At 54.0% G+C, this 26062-nt stretch carries 26 protein-coding genes and 1 riboswitch; of the genes, 10 read left to right on the top strand and 16 right to left on the bottom strand.

Annotated elements, in window-relative coordinates:
- Positions 1 to 113: 113 nt before the first annotated feature.
- The 4 genes from fbaB to IP582_RS17035 form a co-directional block, all read right to left on the bottom strand.
- Positions 114 to 1166, bottom strand: a complete 1053-nt coding sequence (fbaB, locus tag IP582_RS17020; RefSeq protein WP_041851992.1) for a class I fructose-bisphosphate aldolase — start codon at positions 1164 to 1166, stop codon at positions 114 to 116.
- Between the two features lie 261 nt (positions 1167 to 1427).
- Entirely contained in the window at positions 1428 to 2228 is an 801-nt protein-coding gene (gene thiD, locus IP582_RS17025; protein WP_193793901.1) for a bifunctional hydroxymethylpyrimidine kinase/phosphomethylpyrimidine kinase, read from the bottom strand.
- Positions 2225 to 3013, bottom strand: coding sequence for a hydroxyethylthiazole kinase (gene thiM / locus IP582_RS17030; protein WP_193793902.1), 789 nt, complete (start codon positions 3011 to 3013; stop codon positions 2225 to 2227). Before thiM ends, thiD begins: the two co-directional genes overlap by 4 nt.
- Positions 3014 to 3047: 34 nt before the next feature.
- Positions 3048 to 3144, bottom strand: a riboswitch (TPP riboswitch).
- A 228-nt stretch (positions 3145 to 3372) separates the two neighbouring features.
- Positions 3373 to 3618 carry a hypothetical protein gene (locus IP582_RS17035; protein WP_193793903.1) on the bottom strand — a complete coding sequence of 82 codons (246 nt, stop codon included), beginning with the start codon at positions 3616 to 3618 and terminating at the stop codon, positions 3373 to 3375.
- A gap of 381 nt (positions 3619 to 3999) precedes the next feature.
- Here IP582_RS17035 and IP582_RS17040 point away from each other — a divergent pair, with 381 nt between their 5' ends.
- The 3 genes from IP582_RS17040 (at position 4000) to IP582_RS17050 (ending at position 6002) form a co-directional block, all read left to right on the top strand.
- A complete protein-coding gene (locus IP582_RS17040) occupies positions 4000 to 5016 on the top strand; it encodes a zinc-binding alcohol dehydrogenase family protein (protein WP_193793904.1) in 1017 nt (338 codons plus the stop codon).
- A 212-nt stretch (positions 5017 to 5228) separates the two neighbouring features.
- The gene (locus IP582_RS17045) at positions 5229 to 5561 is read left to right on the top strand and encodes an RcnB family protein (protein WP_071195711.1); all 333 of its coding nucleotides are present in this window, start codon (positions 5229 to 5231) and stop codon (positions 5559 to 5561) included.
- A 15-nt stretch (positions 5562 to 5576) separates the two neighbouring features.
- Entirely contained in the window at positions 5577 to 6002 is a 426-nt protein-coding gene (locus tag IP582_RS17050) for a GNAT family N-acetyltransferase (RefSeq protein WP_041851999.1), read from the top strand.
- A 20-nt stretch (positions 6003 to 6022) separates the two neighbouring features.
- On the opposite strand, the gene apbC is transcribed toward IP582_RS17050, so the two are convergent.
- Positions 6023 to 7132 carry an iron-sulfur cluster carrier protein ApbC gene (gene apbC, locus IP582_RS17055; RefSeq protein ID WP_071195710.1) on the bottom strand — a complete coding sequence of 370 codons (1110 nt, stop codon included), beginning with the start codon at positions 7130 to 7132 and terminating at the stop codon, positions 6023 to 6025.
- A 176-nt stretch (positions 7133 to 7308) separates the two neighbouring features.
- On the opposite strand from apbC, the gene metG reads away from it, so the two are divergent.
- Together metG and IP582_RS17065 are read left to right on the top strand one after the other, a co-directional pair.
- A complete protein-coding gene (gene metG, locus IP582_RS17060; RefSeq protein WP_193793905.1) occupies positions 7309 to 9339 on the top strand; it encodes a methionine--tRNA ligase in 2031 nt (676 codons plus the stop codon).
- Positions 9340 to 9426: 87 nt separating this feature from the next.
- A complete protein-coding gene (locus IP582_RS17065) occupies positions 9427 to 9885 on the top strand; it encodes a YehR family lipoprotein (protein WP_193793906.1) in 459 nt (152 codons plus the stop codon).
- A 41-nt stretch (positions 9886 to 9926) separates the two neighbouring features.
- Here IP582_RS17065 and IP582_RS17070 read toward each other — a convergent pair whose 3' ends face one another.
- From IP582_RS17070 to IP582_RS17080, 3 genes are read right to left on the bottom strand one after another with little or no spacing between them, the layout of a single operon-like run.
- Positions 9927 to 10403 (bottom strand): DUF1456 family protein, encoded by a 477-nt coding sequence (locus IP582_RS17070; RefSeq protein WP_193793907.1) that lies wholly within the window; start codon positions 10401 to 10403, stop codon positions 9927 to 9929.
- Between the two features lie 47 nt (positions 10404 to 10450).
- Positions 10451 to 11170: a two-component system response regulator BtsR gene (btsR, locus tag IP582_RS17075; RefSeq protein WP_103278766.1), complete on the bottom strand. Its 720-nt coding sequence runs from the start codon at positions 11168 to 11170 to the stop codon at positions 10451 to 10453.
- Positions 11164 to 12852 (bottom strand): sensor histidine kinase, encoded by a 1689-nt coding sequence (locus IP582_RS17080; protein WP_041852007.1) that lies wholly within the window; start codon positions 12850 to 12852, stop codon positions 11164 to 11166. The genes btsR and IP582_RS17080 overlap by 7 nt, the downstream gene beginning before the upstream one ends.
- Positions 12853 to 13072: 220 nt before the next feature.
- Between IP582_RS17080 and mlrA the strand changes: the two genes are divergently transcribed.
- Both mlrA and IP582_RS17090 read left to right on the top strand, forming a co-directional pair.
- Positions 13073 to 13804 carry an HTH-type transcriptional regulator MlrA gene (gene mlrA, locus IP582_RS17085; protein WP_193793908.1) on the top strand — a complete coding sequence of 244 codons (732 nt, stop codon included), beginning with the start codon at positions 13073 to 13075 and terminating at the stop codon, positions 13802 to 13804.
- 58 nt (positions 13805 to 13862) lie between these two features.
- Positions 13863 to 13976 carry a protein YohO gene (locus IP582_RS17090; RefSeq protein ID WP_075203650.1) on the top strand — a complete coding sequence of 38 codons (114 nt, stop codon included), beginning with the start codon at positions 13863 to 13865 and terminating at the stop codon, positions 13974 to 13976.
- Here the strand turns inward: IP582_RS17090 and IP582_RS17095 are convergent.
- From IP582_RS17095 to bglX, 5 genes are all read right to left on the bottom strand, one after another.
- Positions 13951 to 14688 carry an ABC transporter permease gene (locus tag IP582_RS17095; protein ID WP_041852009.1) on the bottom strand — a complete coding sequence of 246 codons (738 nt, stop codon included), beginning with the start codon at positions 14686 to 14688 and terminating at the stop codon, positions 13951 to 13953. The two genes, IP582_RS17090 and IP582_RS17095, sit on opposite strands and share 26 nt — an antisense overlap.
- Positions 14672 to 15619, bottom strand: coding sequence for an ABC transporter ATP-binding protein (locus tag IP582_RS17100; RefSeq protein ID WP_041852010.1), 948 nt, complete (start codon positions 15617 to 15619; stop codon positions 14672 to 14674). Before IP582_RS17100 ends, IP582_RS17095 begins: the two co-directional genes overlap by 17 nt.
- A complete protein-coding gene (locus tag IP582_RS17105; protein WP_193793909.1) occupies positions 15616 to 16770 on the bottom strand; it encodes an ABC transporter permease in 1155 nt (384 codons plus the stop codon). The genes IP582_RS17100 and IP582_RS17105 overlap by 4 nt, the downstream gene beginning before the upstream one ends.
- A 2-nt stretch (positions 16771 to 16772) precedes the next feature.
- Positions 16773 to 17684: an ABC transporter substrate-binding protein gene (locus IP582_RS17110; RefSeq protein ID WP_193793910.1), complete on the bottom strand. Its 912-nt coding sequence runs from the start codon at positions 17682 to 17684 to the stop codon at positions 16773 to 16775.
- 172 nt (positions 17685 to 17856) lie between these two features.
- Positions 17857 to 20154 carry a beta-glucosidase BglX gene (gene bglX / locus IP582_RS17115; protein ID WP_041852013.1) on the bottom strand — a complete coding sequence of 766 codons (2298 nt, stop codon included), beginning with the start codon at positions 20152 to 20154 and terminating at the stop codon, positions 17857 to 17859.
- A gap of 174 nt (positions 20155 to 20328) precedes the next feature.
- On the opposite strand from bglX, the gene dld reads away from it, so the two are divergent.
- Together dld and IP582_RS17125 are read left to right on the top strand one after the other, a co-directional pair.
- The gene (gene dld / locus IP582_RS17120; RefSeq protein WP_193793911.1) at positions 20329 to 22035 is read left to right on the top strand and encodes a D-lactate dehydrogenase; all 1707 of its coding nucleotides are present in this window, start codon (positions 20329 to 20331) and stop codon (positions 22033 to 22035) included.
- A 137-nt stretch (positions 22036 to 22172) separates the two neighbouring features.
- Positions 22173 to 22727, top strand: a complete 555-nt coding sequence (locus IP582_RS17125) for a GNAT family N-acetyltransferase (protein WP_041852015.1) — start codon at positions 22173 to 22175, stop codon at positions 22725 to 22727.
- Here the strand turns inward: IP582_RS17125 and pbpG are convergent, their stop codons facing one another.
- Complete coding sequence (pbpG, locus tag IP582_RS17130; RefSeq protein ID WP_071195698.1) at positions 22728 to 23666, bottom strand: D-alanyl-D-alanine endopeptidase; 939 nt, start codon at positions 23664 to 23666, stop codon at positions 22728 to 22730.
- A gap of 171 nt (positions 23667 to 23837) precedes the next feature.
- Positions 23838 to 24425, bottom strand: coding sequence for a Yip1 family protein (locus IP582_RS17135; protein ID WP_193793912.1), 588 nt, complete (start codon positions 24423 to 24425; stop codon positions 23838 to 23840).
- Between the two features lie 179 nt (positions 24426 to 24604).
- Between IP582_RS17135 and IP582_RS17140 the strand changes: the two genes are divergently transcribed.
- Positions 24605 to 25186, top strand: a complete 582-nt coding sequence (locus IP582_RS17140) for a DedA family protein (protein WP_041852018.1) — start codon at positions 24605 to 24607, stop codon at positions 25184 to 25186.
- Here the strand turns inward: IP582_RS17140 and IP582_RS17145 are convergent, their stop codons facing one another.
- Positions 25187 to 25954, bottom strand: coding sequence for an SDR family oxidoreductase (locus IP582_RS17145; RefSeq protein WP_172960921.1), 768 nt, complete (start codon positions 25952 to 25954; stop codon positions 25187 to 25189).
- Positions 25955 to 26062: the final 108 nt, after the last annotated feature.

Consider the following 26062-nt stretch of genomic DNA (forward strand, 5'->3'; position numbering starts at 1 on the left):
GTCGACGGGTGAAAAAGAGTCGTGATTGCCGTAAGAGAATATCTGCAAGAAGAGAATTGAAAAGCGCATCTCTCCCCGTCTGACGAAGAGAGATGCGTTGTTTATGCGGGTATTTAAGCGATAGTCACTTTCTTATCGAGATAAACATCCTGAACGGCATTAATTAATTTCACACCGTCGGCCATAGACTTTTTAAACGCCTTACGGCCAAGAATCAGGCCCATGCCGCCTGCACGCTTATTAATAACCGCCGTGCGCACTGCATCGCTTAAATCGGTTTCACCACCGGCCGCGCCGCCAGAGTTAATTAAGCCGGCGCGCCCCATATAGCAGTTTGCCAGTTGGTAACGCACCAGATCGATAGGGTTGTCACTGGTCAACTTGCTGTAGACGCGTTCATCGGTATAGCCGAAGTTTACCGCTTTATAACCGCCGTTGTTTTCCGCCATTTTCTGTTTGACGATGTCCGCACCGATGGTTGCCGCAATATGGTTAGCCTGGCCGGTCAGGTCGGCGGAAACATGGTAATCCACACCATCTTTTTTGAATGCCGGATTACGCAGGTACGCCCACAGCACCGTGACCATCCCTAACTCATGAGCTCGTTCAAATGCGGCAGAAATTTCTTCAATCTGCCGACGTGACTCCTCAGAGCCAAAATAGATGGTCGCGCCAACGGCGACGGCCCCCATGTTGAACGCCTGCTCTACGCTTGCATAGAGCGTCTGGTCATATTCGGTGGGATAGCTCAGGGTTTCGTTGTGGTTAAGCTTAACCAGAAACGGAATACGGTGCGCGTAGCGGCGCGCCACAGAAGCCAACACCCCATAGGTGGACGCCACACAGTTACACCCGGCTTCAATCGCCAGCTCAACGATGTTTTTGGGATCGAAATAGAGCGGGTTAGCAGCAAACGAGGCCCCGGCGGAATGTTCGATACCCTGATCAACCGGCAAAATCGACAGATAACCCGTTTTGGCAAGTCGGCCCGTGTTATACAACGTCTGCATGTTACGCAGTACCGCTGGCGGACGGTTGTTATCCATCATCACACGGGTGACGTAATCCTCTCCCGGCAGGTAGAGTTGGTCGGCCGCAATGGTCGTGCAACGGTGTTGTAAAAGGGTGTCGGCATCGTTGCCTAGTAACTGCACAATATCAGTCATCGCTATACTCCCGTAAGCTCCGCACAAAGGCGGATGTGGTTTGTCCTGACCCGATGAATGGGCAGAATAAGCCTGGTACCGTTTGTCGAGGCTCGCCACTATATCGCCGTTTTTCAGCATTTTCTGGTGGCACGTTTCGGCTAGTGGTTTACCGCTGTGCGAAGCTCAATATTTTGCCCCCGGCTCCCCCATCCGGCTGGCGCTACGCTAAGCCGGGCTACGTATTACGCATTGCCTGACCTCCATTCGGGAACCGCCCCCTCACCACCATGCATGAAAATGGTGTACCGGGCCGATGCCATGTCCCACTTCCAGCGTGTCTGCCTGGGCCAGTGCCACTGACAGCCAGCGCTTGGCCTCATTGACCGTTGAAGCCCAGTCTGCGTGACGTGGACGCAGTGCCGCCAGTGCGGCCGATAGGGTACAGCCCGTGCCGTGGGTATTTTTGGTTTTTATCCGGGGGGCGGTAAAACGTTCAGTGCCATTACGGGTAAACAGCCAGTCCGGACTCTCATCGTTATCCAGATGCCCGCCTTTGATTAACACCGCTTCGCATCCCAGCGCCAGCAACGCCTGCCCCTGTTCATGCATCTCGCGTTCGTTACGGGCATGAGGGGCATCCAGCAGCGCGGCGGCCTCGGGCAGATTGGGAGTAATCAGTGATACCTGTGGCAACAGATGTTGTCGCAGCGCCGTTACCGCTGAGGGGGAAAGCAGCGGGTCACCGCTTTTTGCCAGCATGACGGTATCGAGCACCACATTTTTCACCTGATAGCAGCGTAAACGCTCCGCCACCGCTTCAACAATATCGGTTTCCGCCAGCATGCCGATTTTGGTCGTATCAATACGCACATCGCTGAACACCGAATCCAGTTGCGCGGCAACAAAATCAGGTTCAATGCGATAAACCGACTGTACTCCGCGGGTATTTTGCGCCACCAGCGCGGTAATAACCGAACAGCCGTAGGCGCCCAGCGCCGAAAAAGTTTTCAAATCGGCCTGAATACCCGCCCCGCCGCTGGGATCCGTTCCGGCAATGGTCAGTGCGTTGATCCGTTTCATACCAGCACCTCCCCGTGAAGCGCATAGAGGGCATCGAGAAACGCCGGGGTAAAACTACCAGGCCCGCGCGTGGTCGCCACTGCCAGACTGCCTGCCTGTGCTATAAAGGCGCAGGCCGCCGCCACGTTATACAGACGATCGCCGGGCAATGCGCAACAGGCGGCTACCACCGCAGACAGCGCACAGCCTGTTCCCACCACCCGGGTCATCAGCAGGTCGCCCCCCGTAACGCGCAGGATGCGAAGACCATCGGTGATGTAATCCACCTCACCAGTTACCGCAACAATGGCCCCCGTCTGGCGTGCCAGCGCCTGGGTCGCAGGCAGCGCGGCAATGGCGCTATCGGTAGTGTCGACACCTCGCCCTCCGGCACTCATCCCGGCAAGCGCCATAATTTCCGAAGCGTTACCGCGTATGGCGGCAGGCCGCAAAGACAAAAGCTCGCGACAAAAATCGCTGCGGAAGGTTAATGCCCCGACGGCAACCGGATCCAGCGTCCAGGGTTTATGGACGGCCTTGGCGCTCAAAATAGCCGCGTGCATCGCATCGGCGCGTTCCCGGGTCAGTGTGCCGACATTAATCAGCAGCGCGTCAGCAATGGCGGCAAATTGCTGCGCTTCGTCGCGGTCAATCACCATGGCCGGGGACGCCCCCAACGCCAGCAGAACATTGGCCGTAAAGGTCTGCACCACATCGTTAGTCATGCAGTGAACAAGCGGCTTACATTGACGGAATTGCTGAAGAATTTGCGCGGTTTGCGCACGGTGAAGCAGGTCAGGTTGCATCGATTCGCTCCTGCCCGGCGTGAAGAAGGGATGCCGGGCAGGCATCTGACTTCCCTACGCTGGCATTATCCAGATCAGGTGGTACGGGTATTTCTCAGCCTTCACGTGGAAGGGCACCCCGAGTCAAATAAAATCAATTAGTTGCGATTAACGTTTGTTAATCCAGGATCAGGATAAAGCCACGGAGAAGTCTTGTAAACGGCAAACCCACTTTCCTTACTAAAGCGTCGGTAAGTCGATAGATAAAACGGTTTGAGGAAAATGATACGGTCTGTTTATCCAACAATCAGGACGAAAATATTTTTGAGAACAGGCATTCAACACATTCCAGGCATGCGTTCATTGCCATGCCGGATACCTTACTCAGCCACACCAACGACATAGCGGCCATCTTTATTCTTGATCGTATACCTGTGCGAATCATCACAAATCACAATCAGAGAACCGCCGAACGCGGAAGGATAAACGCCTTCCACCTTGTTGCATTCATGTCCAGACTCGCGAATCAGCCTCTGGCTTTCCAGTTTCAGTTGCGGGGATCCCGAATCAGCAAGAGCGCCAGCGCATATGCCCACGCCCAATATCACAGTAAGAATCCGTTTCAAAGCAACCTCCTTCGCCGGGTAATTAACAGTACCATCGGCAAAAAGTTAAAAGAAATTAATCAATTCAGTCGATAGAAAAGGCAATATTGAGTTTAAAAATAAATAGTAACAGCACCACTGGCAGCAATGTCAGGAGGTCGCAACTGAATTCATTGAACCCGTTGTGCTCTGCTGCTCAGCCCAAAATACCGTGCACAGCACTCTGCCATACTGAGTAGCGCTCTGTCACTGCTCACCGCAAGGAACTTTCAGCGTTGAGGCATCGCACACTATTTTCACTTCTGGAGGATAAGTGCTCCCCTCCCGCGCGGGTTTTTCACCTGTCCCAGGCGAACTAGCATTAACACATCCCCTGACGAATACTGAAATCACGGAGTGTTTATGAAAGCTATTGCTATTACTCAGGCCGCACAGAACGGCAGCAACATTGATTTTTTAACCGACATTGAATTACCAACACCGAAAGCCGAAGGTCATGATGTGCTGGTCGAAGTGAAAGCCATCTCTGTTAACCCGGTGGATACCAAAGTTCGCGCCGGGTTTAACGCCGATAAACCTCGCGTACTGGGCTGGGACGCGAGCGGTGTGGTTACCGCCGTTGGCGACAAGGTCACATTATTTAAGCCCGGCGACGAAGTCTGGTATGCCGGGGCATTGACCCGTCCTGGCAGTAACAGCGAATTTCAACTGGTGGATGAGCGCATTGCCGCCCACAAACCCGCCTCGCTGGATTTCGCCTCTGCCGCGGCCCTCCCGCTGACCGCCATTACCGCCTGGGAAATGTTGTTTGATCGTTTAGGCGTACGTGAAAATGGCAACGAAGGCGACGTACTGCTGATTGTCGGTGCCGCAGGTGGCGTAGGCTCCATTCTGACGCAACTGGCGCGTAAGTTGACTCGCCTGACGGTGATTGGCACAGCATCCCGCCCGCAAAGCCAGCAGTGGGTCAGCGAGTTGGGCGCGCACCATGTTATCGATCACAGCAAACCGTTAACCGAGGAGCTGGCGCGTATTGGCATTAAGCAGGTCAGCCACGTTGCCAGCCTCAACAACACGGAGCAGCACTATCAGCAGTTGATCAACGCCCTGCAACCACAAGGCAAACTGGCCCTGATTGACGATCCGCAATCACTTGACGCTGTGCCCTTAAAAGTGAAAAGCATTTCTCTGCATTGGGAATTTATGTTTACCCGCTCCATGTTCGGGACCGCCGATATCGCGGAGCAACACCGTTTACTGGCGCGTGTCGCCGCGCTTATTGATGATGGGGTTATCAAAACCACACTGGGAGAACACTTCGGCGTCATCAACGCACAAAATCTGCGTAAAGCGCACCAGTTGCTTGAAACGCACCGTGCGGTAGGCAAAATCGTGCTGGAAGGATTTTCTGCGCACTAACGCATTGAAATATAGCCAGGATTTCTCTTAAAAACACTTTTATACTCAGGCGGATAGCGAAAAAAGCGTTCCGCCTCTCCTGCTGTTCTCTTCTTTTGCTTACACTTTTTACCAAAGCATTATTTTCATAACATTTTCGCGGTTGCGACGTCGCCAGACGGTAGTCGATGATAAGCCCCGCGAAATGAAAACCCACGACACCTGGAGAGATTATGGGTAAAACAAAAATGTTGCTTCTGGGAACATTATTGGCAACGGCCAGTGCGACTTTTGCTGCACCGCAAACCCCTGCCGCGACAGGCGGAACCCAGTCTTATGAAGTGAAGGATTTTGTTGCCGATTTTACTAAATTCACCATCGGCGATACGGTGCCCGAAATGTACCGTAGCGAAGAGTACAACATTAAGCAGTGGAATCTGCGCAATTTGCCTGCGCCTGATCCGGGTAGCCACTGGACCTATATGGGTGGAAATTACGTGCTTATCACGGACGCCGACGGTAAAATTTTGAAAGCCTACAATGGCGACATCTTTTATCACCGTTAATTTCAGGAAATCCTATTGATTATTCGCCCCTGGCAAGAGAACGACCGCCCTTTTCTACGTACATTGTTCCTGCATTCCCGCAGGGCAAACTGGACATGGCTGGACGGTAGCGACTGGCAACTGGAAGATTTTGACGCCGTTACCCGTGATGAAACCATCTGGGTGGCGGAAGAAGACGGGCACCGGCTTGGTTTTGCCGCCGTGTATGTGAACGACAATTTTCTGCATAGCCTGTTTGTTGACCCGAATGCACAAGGCAAAGGGGTCGGCAGCGCGCTGCTGAAAAAAGTGCAGTCTGAATTTACCAGTACAGGTTCACTGAAATGTCTGGTGCAAAACCACCACGCGCTGGCGTTTTATCAGCACCATGGCTGGCACGTTGAAGCGGAAGGCACATCGCCGGACGGGAACTATCTGCTCATGCATTATCGGCTGCCCTGACGGGCAGCCTTATCCATTATTTATACCGCGCGAAACGCGATATCACCGGGAATAACTTCACCCTGCCAGTAGAGTTGCGCCGCAACGCGCCCCGCCAGCTTGCGATACAAACCGGTGAACTCGCTGTCCGGACGGCTGACAACCGTCGGCTGCCCCCGGTCGAGATCTTCACGCAGGCTAATGTGCAGTGGCAGTTGCCCCAGCAGTTGCGTGTGGTACTGCCCGGCCAGTTTCTCTGCCCCACCGGTACCGAAAATCGGCTCGTGATGACCACAGTTGCTGCAAATATGCATGCTCATGTTTTCCACGATACCCAGCACCGGTACTTCCACTTTCTCGAACATCACAATGCCTTTTTTGGCATCAATCAGCGCGATATCCTGCGGCGTGGTCACCACCACCGCGCCAGTAACCGGAATATTCTGCGCCAGCGTAAGCTGGATGTCGCCAGTGCCCGGCGGCATGTCGAGTACCAGATAGTCAAGATCGGGCCACATAGATTCTTGCAGCAGTTGCAGGAGCGCCTTGCTGGCCATTGGGCCGCGCCACACCATGGCATTATCGTCAGTCACCAGATAACCAATGGAGTTGGTCGCCAGTCCGTGCGCCATAATCGGCGCCATATGAGTGCCATCCGGCGAGGTCGGGCGTTCACCTTCCGCCCCCAGCATCATCGGGATTGACGGGCCGTAGATATCCGCATCCAGAATACCGACTTTTGCCCCTTCTGCCGCCAGCGCCAACGCCAGATTGACGGCGGTAGAGGATTTTCCTACCCCGCCTTTACCGGAGCTGACGGCAATGATGTTCTTTACCCCGTTCACGCCAGGCTGATTTTTCACCCGCTTTAAGGTGGCGACATTGTGGGAGAGCTTCCAGTCAATCGCTCGCGCGCCCGTAAGTCGCAGTAGTTCGGCACTGCATTGCTCTTTCAACTCTTCAAACGCACTGCGCCAGACAAAGGGCATCAGCAGCTCAATATGGACGGTGTCATCCAGCCAGGCAACATGATGAACCGCCTTAAGCGCGGTAAGATTATGCTTGAGGGTTGGGTGCTGAAAATTGGCCAGCGTTCCGGCGACGAGCGCACGCAAGGCTTCAGGGGATTTGGCCTGGGATTGAGAGTTCATCCCGACTCCTTGTTATGTTGTTCTAAAAAGACATTGTTAAGGTTCAAGTTTACTCCACTGTCACCCATTTTTCATTTCTCAATAGTGCCCAATCCAGGGCGGGCTTTTATGGCACAACTTTTCCCTTTCAGGTAACATCAAACCCCCTTTTTACTAAAGAAGAAGTAATACCCACTATGACTCAAGTCGCGAAGAAAATTCTGGTAACGTGCGCATTGCCGTACGCCAACGGCTCAATCCACCTCGGCCATATGCTGGAGCACATCCAGGCTGATGTCTGGGTCCGTTACCAGCGAATGCGCGGCCACAATGTCAACTTCATCTGCGCGGACGATGCTCACGGCACGCCGATTATGCTCAAAGCGCAACAAATGGGCATCACCCCGGAGCAGATGATTGGTGACATGAGTCAGGAACACCAGACTGATTTCGCTGGCTTTAATATCAGCTATGACAACTACCACTCTACGCACAGCGAAGAGAACCGCGAGCTGTCGGAGCTGATCTATACCCGCCTGAAAGAGAACGGTTTTATTAAAAACCGCACTATCTCTCAGCTTTACGACCCGGAAAAAGGGATGTTCCTGCCGGATCGTTTTGTGAAAGGCACCTGCCCGAAATGTAAGTCTCCGGATCAGTACGGCGATAACTGTGAAGTGTGCGGCGCGACCTACAGCCCGACCGAACTTATCGACCCGAAATCCGTGGTGTCCGGCGCAACGCCTGAAATGCGTGATTCCGAACACTTCTTCTTCGACCTGCCTTCGTTCAGTGAAATGCTGCAGGCGTGGACCCGTAGCGGTGCGCTGCAGGAGCAGGTAGCCAACAAAATGCAGGAGTGGTTCGACGCCGGCCTGCAGCAGTGGGATATCTCCCGCGACGCACCCTATTTCGGTTTCGAAATCCCCAACGCGCCTGGCAAATATTTCTACGTCTGGCTGGATGCGCCTATCGGCTACATGGGCTCCTTCAAGAACCTGTGCGATAAACGCAGCGACCTGAACTTTGACGACTGGTGGAAAAAAGAGTCTGATGCCGAGCTGTATCACTTTATCGGCAAAGACATCGTCTATTTCCACAGCCTGTTCTGGCCAGCGATGCTGGAAGGCAGCAATTTCCGCAAGCCGACCAATCTGTTCGTGCATGGTTACGTGACCGTGAACGGTGCGAAGATGTCCAAATCTCGTGGCACCTTTATTAAGGCCAGCACCTGGCTGAACCACTTTGATGCGGACAGCCTGCGTTACTACTACGCGGCGAAGCTCTCTTCTCGTATCGATGACATCGACCTGAATCTGGAAGATTTTGTTCAGCGCGTTAACGCTGACATCGTCAACAAAGTGGTGAATCTGGCGTCCCGTTGTGCAGGTTTTATCGCCAAACGTTTCGATGGCGTACTGGCGGCTGAGCTGGCGGATCCGGCACTGTATAAAACCTTTACCGATGCGTCGGACACTATTGCTGATGCGTGGGAGAACCGTGAATTCGGCAAAGCTATTCGTGAAATCATGGCGCTGGCTGACGTGGCTAACCGTTATGTTGACGAGCAGGCACCGTGGGTTGTCGCGAAACAGGAAGGTCGCGATGCTGATCTGCAGGCGATTTGCTCCATGGGTATCAACCTGTTCCGTGTGCTGATGACCTGGCTGAAACCGGTTCTGCCGACCCTGAGCGAACGTGTCGAGGCGTTCCTGAACACCACACTGGTTTGGGATGCTATCGAACAGCCGCTGCTTGGCCACAAAGTGAACACCTTTAAGGCATTGTATAACCGCATTGAGATGAAACAGGTCGAAGCGCTGGTTGAGGCGTCAAAAGAGGAAGTGAAAGCCGCTGCCGCACCGGTCACCGGTCCGCTGGCAGATGACCCGATTGCCGAAACCATCAGTTTTGACGATTTCGCAAAAGTCGACCTGCGCGTGGCGCTGATTGAAAACGCGGAGTTTGTCGAGGGTTCTGACAAGCTGCTGCGCCTGACGCTGGATCTGGGCGGTCAGAAACGCAATGTCTTCTCCGGCATTCGTTCCGCCTACCCGGACCCGCAGGTGCTGATCGGTCGCCTGACGGTGATGGTCGCTAACCTGGCGCCGCGCAAAATGCGCTTCGGTATTTCAGAAGGCATGGTGATGGCCGCAGGTCCTGGCGGGAAAGATATCTTCCTGTTAAGTCCTGATGAGGGTGCAAAACCTGGCCAACAGGTAAAATAAATCGCTGAAAGGCGCTGTGAAAACAGCGCCTTTTTTTTTATTGCACTATTCTTCAATGGACAGGATTTTTCTAACAAAAGGGGCTTTATGAATATGTTTAAAAAAATGATCGCCATCGCACTGACTACTCTGGTCTTGTTTGCGGTCAGCGGCTGTGGTGACAAAGAACAGAGTAAGACATTTAACTGGACGGATGGCAAAACAGAGATTTCTCTGACCTATTACTATAAAGACGATGTGGTATTACGTCAGACGGCAAAGAATAAGATTCAGTACGCAAGCATTGGGGCCGCAAATAAAGAGGCAGCGATGCAACGCCTGGGGCCGATCAGTGAGAAATACAAATCGATTCAGGGCGTAACGGAAAGTATCGATTATCAGGACACTTACGCGACAGAAACATTGACTGTCGACTATACCAAAGCCGATCGTAACGCATTGCAGCAGATACAGGGCGCGGCGTTCACCGGTGATGTGAAAGATGGCGTCAGCATGACGAAATCACAGCAGCTTCTGGAATCACATGGTTTTAAAGAAGTGAAATAATCAACGTGCCAGCGCGCGCTTGTCACGCGCTGGCATTGCCTTTACTGAGCAGCAGGTTTCGCGTGCTCACGCACTGCCAGTCCGCGCAGGAAATAACGTAAGAACTGATCGCCGCATTCACGGAAATTTTTATGCTCGGTCGCCCGCATCATGGCGGTAATCTCCGGCATGGAGACGCGGAATTTCTGCTCGGTGAGGATCGCCAGAATATCGTCCGTTTTCAGCGAAAAGGCGATGCGTAATTTTTTAAGGATGATGTTGTTTGTCATCTTACGCTCGGTCACCAGCGCAGGCTGAGATTCATCTTTACCACGGCGTTCATAAATCAGGCCGTTGAGGAAGACAGACATCATAATGTCCGGACAGCGCTGAAAGCCCTCTTCATCTTCTTTGTGCAACCAGCCGACAAGCTGCTCGTCGCTCACCGGGGCGTCTGCCTGCGCAAATACGCGCTTGAGGTCGCCATTATTCATTTTTAGTGCGTAGCGTAAGCTACGTAAGATATCGTTATTGAGCATAAAGCCTTCGAAAAAATCATCGTAAGCGGGCAGTCTACCATCAAAAGCTACAACCCCAGCGCTTCTTTTAAATTCTTAAGATAGCGACGGCTAACCGGTACAGTCTGTCCGTCGCGCAGTAACAACTCCGCCTGGCCGTTATCTTCCAGACGGATCTCTTTCAGATGTGCCATATTCACCAGATATTGCCGATGACAGCGCAGCAGCGGCGTACGGCTCTCCAGCGTGCGCAGGGTCAGTTCGGTGAAGCCCTCTTTGCCGTCGTGGCTGGTAACATAGACGCCGCTCATGCGGCTACTCACAAACGCAACCTCATCCATCTGCAACAGATAAATGCGGCTATGCCCGGTACAGGGAATAAATTTCAGCGAGGCCTGGTTTTCCGGCAGCACCGATACGTCCTGGACATTGCGCTCCTGACGCAGCCGGGTGAGAGTTTTTTCCAGGCGGCGCGCCTCTATCGGTTTTAGCAGATAGTCAAAGGCGTGTTCCTCAAACGCCTTTACCGCGTATTCATCAAAAGCGGTAAGAAAAACCACATAGGGTCGGTGTTCAGGGTCGAGCATCCCCACCATTTCCAGCCCGCTAATACGCGGCATCTGGATATCAAGAAACAGTACATCCGGGCGCAATTTATGCACCGCGCCGATGCCCTCAACCGCGTTGGCGCATTCGCCCACAATCTCAATATCGCTCTCTTCCTGCAGTAAAATACGCAGATTTTCACGCGCCAACGGTTCATCATCAACAATCAGCACTTTTAACATGCGCTTTCCTCCAGCGGGAGTCGTAGGGTAATTCGGGTAAAGATATCAGGCTCGCAGGCCACCGAAATGCCACATCCATCACCAAAGCGCGCCCGCAGACGCTTATCCACCAGACTCATCCCTAAACCACTGGCATCTGTTTTGGGTTGGTACAGCCCGGCATTATCTTCAATATCCAACACCAGATGGTCACCGTCCTGGCTGGCATTAATAGTGATTTCCCCTACGCCAAGCAGTTGTGAGGTGCCATGTTTAATGGCATTTTCCACAATCGGTTGCAGGGTAAAAGCGGGCAGATGGAGATGCGAAAGCGCGTCCGGTACGTGCAGTTGTACCTGTAGGCGGGACTGAAAGCGCGCCTTTTCAATTTGCAGATACGCATTAACGTGTTCAAGCTCATCGGCCAGGGTGACGATTTCCGAGGGTCGCTTAAGGTTTTTGCGAAAGAATGTCGACAGATATTGCACCAGCAGACCGGCCTGATCGCTGTCGCGGCGGATCACCGCCATCAGCGTATTCAGGGCATTGAACAGAAAATGGGGATTGACCTGCGCATGCAGTAATTTGATTTCCGACTGGGTCAACAGCGCTTTTTGCCGCTCATACTGTCCGGCAAGGATTTGCGCCGACAGCAACTGCGCAATCCCCTCCCCCAGGGTGCGGTTGATAGAGCTAAAGAGCCGGTTTTTTGCTTCATACAGTTTGATGGTGCCCACAACGCGTTGGTTTTCACCGCGCAATGGAATGACCAGCGTTGAACCCAGTTTACACTGTGGATGCAGCGAGCAGCGGTACGGCACCTCATTGCCATCGGCATACACCACTTCGCCACTTTCGATGGCTTTTTGCGTCCAGACGGACGATATTGGCCTGCCGGGAAGATGATGGTCGTCCCCGGTGCCGGTAAACGCCAGCAACTTCTCGCGATCGGTAATCGCTACCGCGCCGATATCCAGCTCTTTATAGAGAACCTGGGCGACTTTCATGCTGTTTTCTTCGTTAAAGCCCTGACGTAAGATCCCTTCTGTCGACGCAGCGACTTTGAGGGCCGTGGCAGAAAACGCCGAGGTGTATTTTTCAAACATGGCGCGCTTGTCGAGCAGGATGCGCATAAACAGTGCCGCGCCCACGGTATTGGTCACCATCATTGGGGCCGCAATACTTTGCACCAGATGCAACGCGCTCTCATAAGGTCGGGCGATAAGCAGGATGATCAGCATCTGTGTCAGCTCCGCTACGCAGGTAATGGCCCCGGCGGTAAGCGGATTAAAGACCCTGTCGGTGCGGCCACGCTTGATTAAAATACTGTGTACCAGCCCACCGAGCAGCCCTTCCACAATGGTGGAAATCATACAACTCAGCGCGGTCATGCCGCCCATTGAGTAACGGTGTAACCCCCCCGTTAATCCCACCAGCCCCCCCACCAGCGGGCCGCCGAGCAACCCGCCCATCACCGCACCAATCGCGCGGGTATTGGCAATAGAATCTTCAATATGCAAACCGAAATAGGTACCCAGAATGCAGAAAATCGAAAAGGTGACATAACAGAGCAGTTTATGCGGCAGACGTACCGTGACTTGCATCAGCGGAATAAAAAGACGTGTTTTGCTCATCAGCCAGGCGATAACCAAAAACACACACATTTGCTGGAGCAGCAGCAACACCAGATTAAATTCGTACATACCCGCAGCACCGCGTTGACTGAAAGCGCGTACCTTACATGGAGTCGCGCAGAGATTCTTTGAGGGTTTCCAAAAAAATGTTAATTCGTGCTCGTTATCACAATCCTGAAAGCATAATGATACGAAATGGATACATATCGAACATTAAACAAACAATTCAACCTGGTTTAAGTAAGAACGGCTAAAGTTAAAGTGGGGGATTTCTTGCAAAGGTGAAACCATGGCGCTTTACACGATTGGTGAAGTGGCGATGTTATGCGATATCAATCCCGTGACTTTGCGGGCATGGCAGCGACGCTACGGATTGTTCAAACCACAGCGCACGGAAGGCGGTCATCGGTTGTTTACCGATGCCGACATCGACCGAATTCGTGAAATAAAACGCTGGATCGATACCGGGGTCCAGGTCAGTAAAGTACAGACCCTGCTCAATAATGAACCCGAAAATGAACGCAATGGCTGGCGCGCGCAGCAGGAAGCAGTATTGCAAATTCTGCAAAGCGGGAACCTGCAGCGGCTGCGTCTGTGGATCAAAGAGCGCAGCCACGACTATCCGGCAGAGACCCTGATAACCCACCTGTTTATCCCTCTTCGTCGCCGTCTGCAATCCCAGCAGCCAGCCCTCACGGTGATGCTCAGTCTGCTTGATGGGGTGTTGATTAACTATATTTGCGGTTGTCTGAATACCGCGCGCAAGAAAAACGGGCGTGACGCGCTGGTTGTCGGCTGGAATGTGCAGGATACCACCCGAATCTGGCTGGAGGGCTGGATGGCAAGCCAGCAAGGCTGGCGGGTCGATGTGCTGGCGCACTCGTTGAGTTATCTGCGCCCGGAAATGTTTGAAGGCCAGACATTACTGGTGTGGTGTGGCGAGGCCCCCTCCTCGTCACAGCAAAAACAGATGCATGACTGGCAGCAAAACGGACATGCCATTTTTCCCCTGGGCATTTAATGGTTCATTAACAGCCCCGCTTCCTCGTATAATACTTTTATTAACAAAGGAGCGAAAAATGAACCTGTCCAAACTTACCGTCATTGCGATTTTTCTGCTGATGGCGATCGGCGGCATCGGTGGCGTGATGCTCGCTGGCTATTCCTTTATTGTTCGCGGCGGTGCAGGCTGAATAAGCGGGCAAGACGCTCAAATCCTCTATCAACAATGATAGCGGCCAGCGCAACCAGAACAGCCCCTTGCACGACGTAAGCCGTATTAAACCCGCTCAGACCGATAATGATCGGCGTTCCCAGCGTGCTGGCGCCGACCGTAGACGCAATGGTCGCCGTACCGATGTTAATAATCACGGATGTGCGGATCCCGGCGATAATGACCGGCGCCGCCAGCGGCAATTCAACCCTGAAAAGTTGCTGCATACTGCTCATCCCCATCCCCTTTGCCACGCTGTGTACGCTCTCCGGCACGGCGGCAATCCCCGCCAACGTGCCCTGTAATATCGGCAAGACCCCATAGAGGATCAGCGCGATAATGGCAGGCTCGCGGCCAAATCCCATAACCGGTACCGCAATGGCCAGTACCGCCACCGGTGGAAAGGTCTGTCCTACTGCGGCAATGGTCTCCACCAGCGGGCGAAATTCGCGGCCCCAGGGGCGCGTCACTGCAATTCCCGCCCCCAGCCCAATAACGATCGCCAGCAGACTCGACACCCCCACCAGCCAGAAATGGGCAAGCGTCAGTGAGACAAAACTTTCCTGCTGATAAACCGGTCGCGGCAACTGGGGAAATAGCGTACCAAAGAGTGCGCCGCTGTAGGGCATCGCCACCAGCAGCGCGACAAACACGGCGATAAGCCAGAGTAGCGGGTCACGCAGAAGTCTCACTGAGCGCCTCCGTTCTGAGCAGGTCGCGAAAATGCAGCGTACCGCAGGGTACGCCTTGCGCATCAGCAACGGGGAGCACATCACACTGGCGGGCGACAAACAGCGATAAGGCTTCGCGCAAGGTCATATCCTCTCGCAGTGGTTCCCCGGCCACCGTTTCGCCCGGCCGCATCCAGGCGCTGACATGGCGCAATGAAAGCAGACGAACCCCCAACTCGCTGCGACCAAAAAAGTCGCGGACAAACGGGGTTGCCGGGCGGGTTAACATCTCCAGCGGTGTCCCCTGCTGCACAATCGCCCCACTGTCCATTAAGACCAGGTGATCCGCCAACTGTAGCGCTTCATCAATATCATGGGTGACAAGCACAATGGTGCGTCCCAGCAGACGGTGGATACGAATCATCTCCTGCTGGAGCGCACCGCGCGTGACCGGATCCAGCGCACCGAAAGGTTCATCCATCAGCAACACCTCCGGGTCTGCCGCCAGCGCGCGGGCCACGCCAACACGCTGCTGCTGACCGCCGGAAAGTTGATGGGGAAAACGATCGCGCAGGCTCTCATCCAGCCCCAGTAAAGCCATCAGTTCATCTACTCGCGCGGCGATTTTCCCTCGCGACCATTTTTGCAATTGCAACACGGTGGCGATGTTATGGGCCACCGTCCAGTGCGGAAACAGGCCTATCGACTGAATGGCGTAACCCATCCGCCGACGCAGTTCCAGTACCGGCAGGCTGCGAATCTCTTCACCGGCAAACAAAATGGTGCCTTCATCATGTTCCACCAGGCGGTTGATCATTTTCAGGGTGGTGGACTTCCCGGATCCTGATGTACCAATCAACACGGAAAACGCGCCGGTTTTACATTCAAGATTCAGATCGCTCACCGCCTGTTGCCCGGCGAAGGATTTGCTGACATGCCTGAATTCAATCATGGCTGTTTTACCTCCAACAGCGCGATACCCAGCGCAAACAGTGCGTCCACGACCACTGCCAGAGCAATAACCGGGATCACACCCAATAACACAAGATCCAGTGCGCTACTTAAAAGCCCCTGAAACACCAGTGCGCCAAAGCCGCCTGCGCCAATCAGCGCCGCAATCACCGCCATGCCCACCGTCTGTACCGTGACCACCCGCAGGCTACGCAGCAAAATGGGTAACGCCAGCGGCAGACGTATATGCAAAAACCGCTGACGGGCGCTCATGCCCATCCCTTTGGCGCTTTCCAGCACATCTACCGGCACCTGGTTTAAGCCCGCCACCACACCGCGAACCAGCGGTAACAACGCATAGAGAACCAGCGCAATCAGCGCAGGTGTGATACCGGTCCCCGCCACGCCGAGCGAACCCAGCCAGGGGAACTGCGCCACCAGCCCTGCCAGTGGTGCGATCAGCAGACCAAATAGCGCAACGGACGGCACGGTCTGAATCACATTCAATACGGCAAACACCGGTTGTTGACGCGACGGATGGCGATAACACCACAGGCCGATACCCACCCCCAGCGCCAGCGCCGGTAGCAGCGTACCAAACAGCAGTTTGAGATGTTGCGCCAGCGCATCGTTAAAGACGTCCTGCCGATTCGCGTACTCCTTAAGTAAAGAGAGCGAATCCAGTTGCCCACTGAGCAGCAGCCACAGGGGCAGTAGCCAGATTTGCGCATGCAGCAGCCAGCGCCAGACCGGATTGACCGTTAGCCGTCGGATTGCATCACTACTGGCCAGTAACGACAGCGCCAGCCACAGCCATAAGCCGCTGCCGGGGGAGGTGCGGGCAAGTGCGCTGCCAGACTGCGCCAGATCGGTGGCCGCCCTGCCCGCGCACCAGACTAAGACGCAAAATGAGGCTTCGGTAAGCAGTAACGTTGCCAGACTGGCAATGCGATGCGGGAGAAAGCTCAAAAGCAGTAGCCCTGCCGGTACAAGCAGTCCCCAGGCGGCAAATGCCGGCCAGACCTGCCAGATTGCACGACTTTCCCCGGAGACCAGGCGGTTAGGGGCGTAACTCACGAAGGGCAGTGTTATTGCCGCCAGTGCCAGTAACACCAGCAGCAACAACACGCGGTTATGACAACGTCGCTCCACGTTTATTTAATCAGTCCCTTTCCTTTCAGGTAATCGGCGGCCACTTTTTTGGCGTCGAGACCTTCCACTGCAATGCTGGCATTCAGTTTCTGCAGCGTTTTTTCATCCAGGCTGGCAAATACCGGTTTCAGCCACTCATCCAGTTGCGGGTAAGCTTTCAGCACCGCTTCGCGCACAACCGGGGCAGGCGCATAAATGGGCTGAACGCCTTTCGGGTCGGTCAGCGTTTGCAGCCCCAGCGCCGCAACCGGCCCATCTGTGCCGTAGGCCATCGCCGCATTCACGCCTGATGTTTGCTGTGCGGCGGCTTTGATGGTCACTGCCGTATCGCCCCCCGCCAGCGACAGCAACTGCTGCTGGTTGAGCTTGAAGTTATAGGCTTTTTCGAAGGCCGGTAAGGCGTCGCTACGCTCGATAAACTCGGCGGAAGCGGCAAGTTTAAAGGTACCGCCCTCTTTCAAATAGCGACTGAGATCGTCAAGGGAGACCAGCTTGTTTTTCTGCGCAACATCCTGGCGTACCGCGATTGTCCAGGTATTATTGGCAGGGGCTGGCGTCAGCCAGACCAGTTTGTTTTTCTCCGCATCCAGCTTTTTGACTTTGTCATAGCCTTGCTGCGCATTTTTCCACGCCGGATCGTTCTCCTCTTTAAAGAAAAACGCACCGTTGCCGGTATATTCCGGGTAGATATCCAGTTCACCCGAGGTGATCGCCCCGCGCACCACCGGGGTGGTACCCAACTGGACTTTATTGACGGTTTTCACGCCATGGCTTTCCAGGACCTGCAAAATAATATTGCCCAGCAGCGCGCCTTCGGTATCAATCTTGGAACCCACTTTTACTGGCTCAGTCGCCTGTGCGCCTGCGGCCAGCATCAATAACCCTGCAGCGCTCCATTGCGAAAGTGATTTCATGCTCTTACCTCTTTTTTTGTGGTGCCTGGATTTCCGGCTGTGCAAAAAGCGTAGTAGAGAATCGACCTGGAATAAATCAGTCGTTCAGATTTTGATGTTTCTGATTAGACGAAGCGGTTATAACGCAAGGGATTTAAAGATGAAAGGCCGCTAAAAAGCGGCCTTTGCGGGGTTACTGGAGGGTAAATTCACCCTGTTTAACACGGGCTGAATCCAGGCCGATAAAGACATTGAATTTGCCGGGTTCTGCATCGTATTTCATGCGTTGATTCCAGAACTTAAGCGCCTCGATATCAATCGGGAAGCTGACGGTTTTGGTTTCCCCGGCTTTGAGATCCACTTTTTCGAAACCACGCAGTTGTTCTACCGGACGACTCATGGACGCCGTCACATCCTGCAGGTACATCTGGACAACCGTCGCACCGTCGCGTTTACCGGTATTGGTAACATCGACGCTGGCCGTCACTTTACCGTCACGGGTCATGGTCGGCGCCGACATTTTCACATCGGAGACGTTAAACGTGGTGTAACTCAGGCCGTAACCGAACGGATAAAGCGGACCATTGGCCTCGTCGAAATAGCGTGACGTGTACTTGTTCGGTTTATCGGCATTATACGGACGCCCGGTGTTCAGGTGACTGTAGTAGACCGGGATCTGCCCGACGGAGCGCGGGAAAGACATCGGCAGCTTGCCGGACGGGTTGTAATCGCCAAACAGCACATCAGCGATGGCATTACCGCCTTCGGTACCGGCAAACCAGGTTTCCAGGATCGCATCGGCCTGCTGATCTTCTTTCACCAGCGCCAGCGGACGACCGTTCATCAACACCAGCACCAGCGGTTTACCGGTTGCTTTTAGCGCGGCAATCAAATCACGCTGGCTTTGTGGGATGGTCAGATCCGTACGGCTTGACGCTTCATGCGCCATCCCCTGGGCCTCACCGACGACCGCCACGACGACATCCGATTTCTTCGCCACGGTCACGGCTTCATCAATCATCTCCTGCGGGCTGCGTTTGTCCTGCACTACGGCTGGCTCATACAGATTGAGGAAATCGACAATGCCTTTATCGTCAGTGATATTCGAACCGCGAGCGTAGAGGATAGTGCCTTTAGGCCCCACTGCGTTGCGGATACCTGTCAGCACGGTTACGGATTGCCCCGCCACGCCGGCTGCCGACCAGCTTCCCATCATGTCACGCTTGCTGTCCGCCAACGCACCGACCACCGCGATGGTCGCGTCTTTTTTCAGCGGCAGTGTGTCGAGACGGTTTTTCAGCAGGACCAGACTTTCGCGCGCCACTTCTCGTGCTTCTTTACGATGCAGACGACTTTCCGCATTGGTGTCTTTCGGGTCCGAATCTTTCGGCCCCAGGTGACTGTACGGGTCGTTGAACAGACCCATGTCATATTTCACGTTCAGCACGTGGCGGGTCGCATCGTCGAGTTCCGCCATGGTGACCTTACCGGATTTAATAAGCCCCGGCAGGTACTTGCTGTAGTACTCGTCGCTCATGCTCATGTTAATACCGGCTTTGAGCGCCACGCGTACCGCATCTTCCGGGTCGGCGGCCACGCCGTGTTTGATCAATTCTTTGATTGCGCCATGATCCGAAACGGTGATGCCTTTAAAGCCCCACTCATCGCGCAGGACATCTTTAAGCAGCCAGGAATCGGAAGTTGCCGGCGTGCCGTTGAGAGAGTTCAGCGCCACCATGACCGCACCGCTGCCTGCCTCCAGCCCGGCTTTGTACGGCGGCAAATAGTCGTTGAACAGACGCTGTGGGCTCATATCAACGGTATTGTATTCCTTGCCCCCTTCAACCGCGCCATAGGCGGCGAAGTGCTTGACGCTGGTCATAACCGAATAGCGATCCGCCGGGCTTTTGCCCTGCATGGATTTCACCATCGCGCGGCCCATTTCCGTGGTCAGATAGGTATCTTCACCAAAGCCTTCAGAGCCACGGCCCCAGCGCGGATCGCGGGATACATCCACCATTGGCGCCCAGGTCATGTTCAGCCCGTCATCCGCCGCTTCATAAGCGGAAACGCGCCCGACGGTTTTCACCGCATCAAGATTGAAGCTGGAGGCCAGACCCAGGCTAATCGGGAAGACGGTCCGTTGACCGTGGACCACATCGTAGGCAAAAAACAGAGGAATTTTCAGACGGCTAAGCTGCATGACCTGATCCTGCATCGCGCGGATATCCGGGCGGGTCACGGTATTAAAGATGGCGCCGACCTGGTTTTTGGCAATCATGTCACGGATGGCTTCTTTCGGATTGTCCGGCCCGACGCTAATCAGTCGCAGTTGCCCAATTTTTTCATCCACCGTCATTTTTTTTAGTAATTCAGTGACAAACGCATCCCTTGCTTGCGGCGTCAGAGGATGGTTACCAAACATCTCTTCTGCCATCACCGGTTGCAGCGCAAGGCTTACGGCGACACCTACCGAACATAGCCATTTCATGTCGTTCACTCTCTCGTTTATACAGCCACTCACGGGCCTGACCATGAAAAAAACGCAGTGTGCCATAATCGTAGTCCGGCTTGCAGAGTTATTCTCTGATTTTTCTGAGAATTCCTCACTTTCAGACACTATGCTTTAAAGCGAGAACGCTGTTCCACCACCAGGGAGAGGAAAATGTCTTCTACAACTTCCCAACACCATATCGCTTTTATCCGTGAACTCGAACGCCTCACTGGAGCTTCACATGTCCTGACCGACCCGGCCAAAACGGCACGCTACCGTAAGGGGTTTCGTTCCGGGCAGGGTGATGCGCTCGCCGTCGTCTTTCCCGGCACACTGCTTGAATTATGGCGTGTACTCAGCGCCTGTGTGAACGCCGATAAGATCATCCTGATGCAGGCGGCAAATACCGGCCTGACCGAAGGCTCAACGCCAAACGGTAATGACTACGACCGCGACATTATTATCATCAGCACCTTACGGCTCGATAAACTGCATCTTATCGATAACGGTGAGCAGGTACTGGCTTATCCGGGCACAACCCTTTATTCGCTGGAAAAAGCGCTAAAACCGCTTGGCCGCGAGCCGCATTCCGTCATCGGTTCATCCTGTATCGGGGCATCGGTCATCGGCGGGATTTGTAATAACTCCGGCGGCGCGCTGGTGCAGCGCGGCCCGGCATACACCGAAATGTCGCTGTATGCGCGAATTGACGAAACCGGCAGACTCCAGTTGGTTAACCACTTAGGCATTGAGCTTGGCAGTACGCCGGAGCAAATCTTAAGTAAACTTGATGACGAACGGGTAACCGACGCCGATGTGCGTCACGATGGGCGTCACGGGCACGATCAGGATTATGTCACCCGCGTGCGCGATGTGGAGGCGGATACACCAGCACGCTACAACGCCGACCCGGATCGTCTGTTTGAATCCTCCGGCTGTGCCGGGAAACTGGCCGTCTTCGCCGTACGGCTGGACACCTTTGTCGCCCCCGCCCACCAGCAGGTGTTTTATATCGGCACTAACCAGCCGGAGGTGCTGAGCGCGCTTCGCCGCCATATTCTTAGCGAGTTCATCCATTTGCCGGTGGCGGGGGAGTATATGCATCGCGATATTTACGATATCGCCGAGCGCTACGGGAAAGACACCTTCCTGATGATCGACAAGCTCGGCACCGACAAAATGCCTTTCTTTTTTACCCTGAAAGGCCGCACCGATGCCCTGCTGGCAAAAGCCTCCATATTTAAGCCGCACTTTACCGACCGGGCAATGCAAAAGCTGGGGCACCTGTTCCCCTCTCACCTGCCACCGCGAATGAAAAGCTGGCGGGACAAGTATGAACACCATCTGCTACTGAAAATGTCGGGTGACGGTATCGCCGAGGCGCAACGCTGGCTGACCGAGTACTTTAAGACGGCAGAGGGCGGGTTCTTCGCCTGTACAACAGAAGAAGGGAACAAAGCCTTTCTTCACCGCTTCGCCGCAGCGGGGGCGGCAATTCGTTATCAGGCGGTACATGCCGACGAAGTAGAAGACATTCTGGCGCTGGATATTGCCCTGCGCCGAAACGACGATGACTGGTTCGAACACCTGCCGCCGGAGATTGACAGCCAGTTAACCTGGAAGCTCTATTACGGCCATTTCTTCTGCCATGTTTTCCATCAGGATTATATTGTGAAGAAAGGCGTTGATACGCACGCGCTCAAAGAACAGATGCTGGAATTATTGCGCCAGCGCGGCGCGCAATACCCGGCTGAACACAACGTGGGGCATTTATATGAAGCGCCCGATGATTTAAAACGTTTTTACCTGGAAAATGACCCAACAAACAGCATGAACCCTGGGATCGGAAAAACAAGCAAGAGAAAAAACTGGCAATAGGCTATGACGTTAGTGGTTCGTCGCAGTCTAACTGCGATATATGTTTAAGCCAGGCTGTATTGTACTCTTCATTCGTACTAAAGTAGCAGGCCAGAGAAACGTTTCTCTGGCCTGCTACATTGAGGAGTTACTCCATCATGTCTGCCGTTGATGTCCTGTCCGAAAACGCACTCGTAGTGCGCGATGCCACGCTTGATGATGTTCATGCGATTTCATCTCTCTATGCCTGGCACGTGCTGCATGGACGCGCCTCCTTCGAAGAAGTGCCGCCTACTATCGACGAAATGCGCCAACGCATGCACAAAATCGCCAATGACGGGCTTCCCTGGATGGTCGCGCTCTACCACGGCATCGTGGTGGGGTATTGCTACGCAAGTCCTTACCGTCCGCGCCAGGCCTACCGCTATACCCTGGAAGAGTCTATCTATGTTGACGCCAGTATGACCGGACGCGGTATTGGCAGTATGCTGATGGATGCGCTGATCGCAAGGTGTGAAGAAGGTCCGTGGCGGCAGATGATCGCGGTGATCGGCGATGGGCAAAATAATGCCGGATCGCTGCGCCTGCACAAAAAACACGGCTTCGAAATTGTCGGGCAGTTACGCAGCGTGGGCTACAAGAAGGGTGACTGGCGGGATACGGTTATCATGCAGCGCCCACTCAACGATGGTGACTGGACGCTGCCGGAATAATTAGTCGTTTTGCGCGGTTTGTGCGCCGTGGTTTTCCACCATCTGCGCCGCTTTCTGACGTTTGTAGCTTAATGCGGAAGCGGGTACAGGCTGAGCTTTCCCGGTTTCAATCCAGGTCCGTAAACGGCTGGCATCCGCAAAGTGGGTATATTTCCCGAAAGCATCCATCACCACCAGTGCCACCGGTTTATTATTAATAACGGTACGCATCACCAGACAGTGACCCGCCGCATTGGTAAACCCGGTTTTGGTCAACTGAATATTCCAGTTATCGCGATACACCAGATGGTTGGTATTACGGAACGGCAGCGTATACCCCGGATTACTGAACGTCGCCATGTCTTCCCGCGTGGTGCTCAACTGGCCCAGCAGCGGATACTGTTTGGTGGCCACCAGCAGTTTAATCAAGTCGCTCGCCGTGGACACATTGCTGATAGATAAGCCTGTCGGCTCGACATAACGGGTATGCGTCATGCCCAGCGCCTTCGCTTTCGCATTCATCGCACGAATAAACGCGTCATATCCACCAGGATAATGGTGAGCAAGGCTCGCCGCCGCACGGTTTTCTGAGGACATCAGCGCCAGCAGCAGCATATCCTTGCGGCTGATTTCACTGTTCAGACGTACGCGAGAGTAGATCCCTTTCATTTCCGGCGTATGGCTGATATCCACTTTTATTTTTTCATCCAGCGGCAGATGCGCATCCAGCACTACCATTGCCGTCATCAGCTTAGTGATAGACGCGATGGGACGTACCAGATCCGGGTGGCTGGAATAGATAACCTGGTTGGTTTGTAAATCGACAATCATCGCGCTACCGGAGGCAATTTCAGGTTGCGCGGACGCCGTTGCCGCAGCAGTTTTTGCCAGCGCCTGCGGTGCGACGGGCACGGCAAACATAAGCGCGAGGCTTAATAAAGAAACTCGGATTTTCAGCATGGTGTGACTTCTGATGATTATTCATGCACGTGATTACGCACACCGCATCTGTTCAGGAAGTAAATAACAGAAGCTGGCCCTGGCATAATAGCCGCCACGCCCGCATGTCGCCACACAAGATTCATTGCAGAAGATTGCGTTGCTGGTACTTCAACCAGCAACGCAATGCGATTAGAACAGACGGTAGCCGTAACCCCAAAGAATGACCGTGAGCGCCAGTAGCACTTCAAGTACCAGCACCCCAATCGCCAGCGTCGAGCTGGAGAAACTCAGCCCTTCCTCTCGGTTGATATTAAGGAAGGTTGGTATCCCTACATAGAGCAGATAACCGGTATAGAAGAGTGCTACGGTCCCCACCAGCGCGCACAGCCAGACCAGCGGATAGAGCGCCACAATACCGCTCAAAAAGAGTGGCGTTGCGACATACCCGGCAAACACCATACAGCGCGCCAGAGAGGGACGCTGCGGGTAGCTCCTTGCCATCCACCAAATCACACGGCCCATCACCGCCACACCGGCCAGCATCAGCGCATAGAAAATGACGGCCAGATAAAACGCGGTAAACCAGTTCAACTGAACCACGCTCTCTTCACCAAAATTCCAGCCTATTTGCGTCGTGCCAATAAAAGCAGAGATAACGGGAATCGCCGCCATGAACAGTACATGGTGGGTGTAGTGATGCGAAACGGTTTCGTTTTCGCCCTTTATGACCTGCATTTCACGATCGGGATGGGAAAAAAGTCCCCAGACATGGTTCATAACGCCCCCTTGCTGAATGCCCGAATACAGACACCTTAAGTATAAGTCACTCTGCTGGTTATTTTGTGTTCAGATCAAAAAATACGTAGCGACAATCTGCGCAACGAAACCGTGGTTGTCGGCGCATTCAATTCATAGGGTGTATGCTTAAGGGGTTTAACGGGAGAATTGTTGGACCTATGGATATGAATCATCTTATCAGCCAGTACGGCTATGCCGCGCTGGTTGTTGGTAGTATTGCTGAGGGGGAAACCATCACCCTGCTGGGGGGCGTTGCCGCGCATCAGGGGTTGCTTAAGTTTCCGCTGGTGGTCATGGCCGTTGCGCTCGGTGGGATGATTGGAGACCAGTTGCTCTATTTGCTGGGGCGCCGATATGGCATGAAGATCCTGCAACGCTTTTCCCGCCATCAGGACAAAATTAACCAGGCGCAACGCATGATTAACCGCCGTCCCTGGCTGTTTGTCATCGGTACACGTTTTATGTACGGCTTTCGCATCATCGGGCCGCTACTGATTGGCGCCAGCCATCTGCCCCCAAAAATCTTCCTGCCACTGAATATTTTCGGTGCCATTGTCTGGGCATTGATTTTCACGACGTTAGGCTACCTGGGTGGGGAAGTTATCGGGCCGTGGTTACATCAGTTTGATCACCATCTTAAGAAGCTGATTTGGCTGGTACTGGCCGTGGTGGTAGTCTTTTCTGTGCGCTGGTGGCTGCGGCATCGGCAAAAGAAACGCCGCAACCCACCGTCTGAGTAGTTAATGGCGGCTGGCGTTAAACTGCGGATTCGCCAGCATAAAGCCGCCGTCGACAATGAACGACTGCCCGGTGGTATAACTGGCGTCATCAGAACAGAGCCAGGCCACCAGGCTCGCGATCTCCTGGGTTTTACCAGGCCTTGCCAGCGGGATATTCGGCATAGAGCCCGGTTTGGCGTCAGCATCGCTCATGTTATTCATCGGCGTGGCTATCGCACCGGGCGCCACCGCATTCACCAGTATGTTGTAACTAACAAGTTCAAGTGCCATGGATTTGGTTAATCCGCCCAACGCATGTTTCGCCGCCGTATAGGCGCTGGCTTCGGGCAATGGGGTATGTTCATGCACAGAGGTGATATTCACAATACGTCCCCCCTGCCCCTGCTTAACCATATGACGCGCGGCAATTTGTGAACACAACATCGCCCCTTCAACATCCACGGTAAAAATCTTCCGCCACGCTTCCAGACTGACATCCAAAAACGGTGCTTTGGTCATTGCGCCGGCATTATTGACCAGCGCATCAACACGGCCGAACGCGTTAATCAGCGTCTCAATAGCCTGAGCGCCATCCGGCAGATGGCTTAAGTCGAGCTGGATGGTACGGGCCTGTCTGCCGCGCGCTTCTACCTGTTGAACAGTATCGCGCGCACCGCTGTCATCCGAGTGCCAGGTGATACCAATATCAAACCCTTTTTCCGCCAGCATTAGCGCGCAGGCTTTACCAATACCTGAATCCGCTGCGGTCACAATAGCGACTTTCTGCATGGTCATTTTCCCCTCCGGTCGTGAGGCCAAACCTTCAGTATAGAGAAAAGGCATATTTCTGAACGGTTGCTACACTTTGCGGTGAGTAAAACGCATCAAGGGAGAGAA

Source organism: Citrobacter sp. BDA59-3, assembly GCF_015167655.1.
Lineage (GTDB): Bacteria > Pseudomonadota > Gammaproteobacteria > Enterobacterales > Enterobacteriaceae > Phytobacter > Phytobacter diazotrophicus.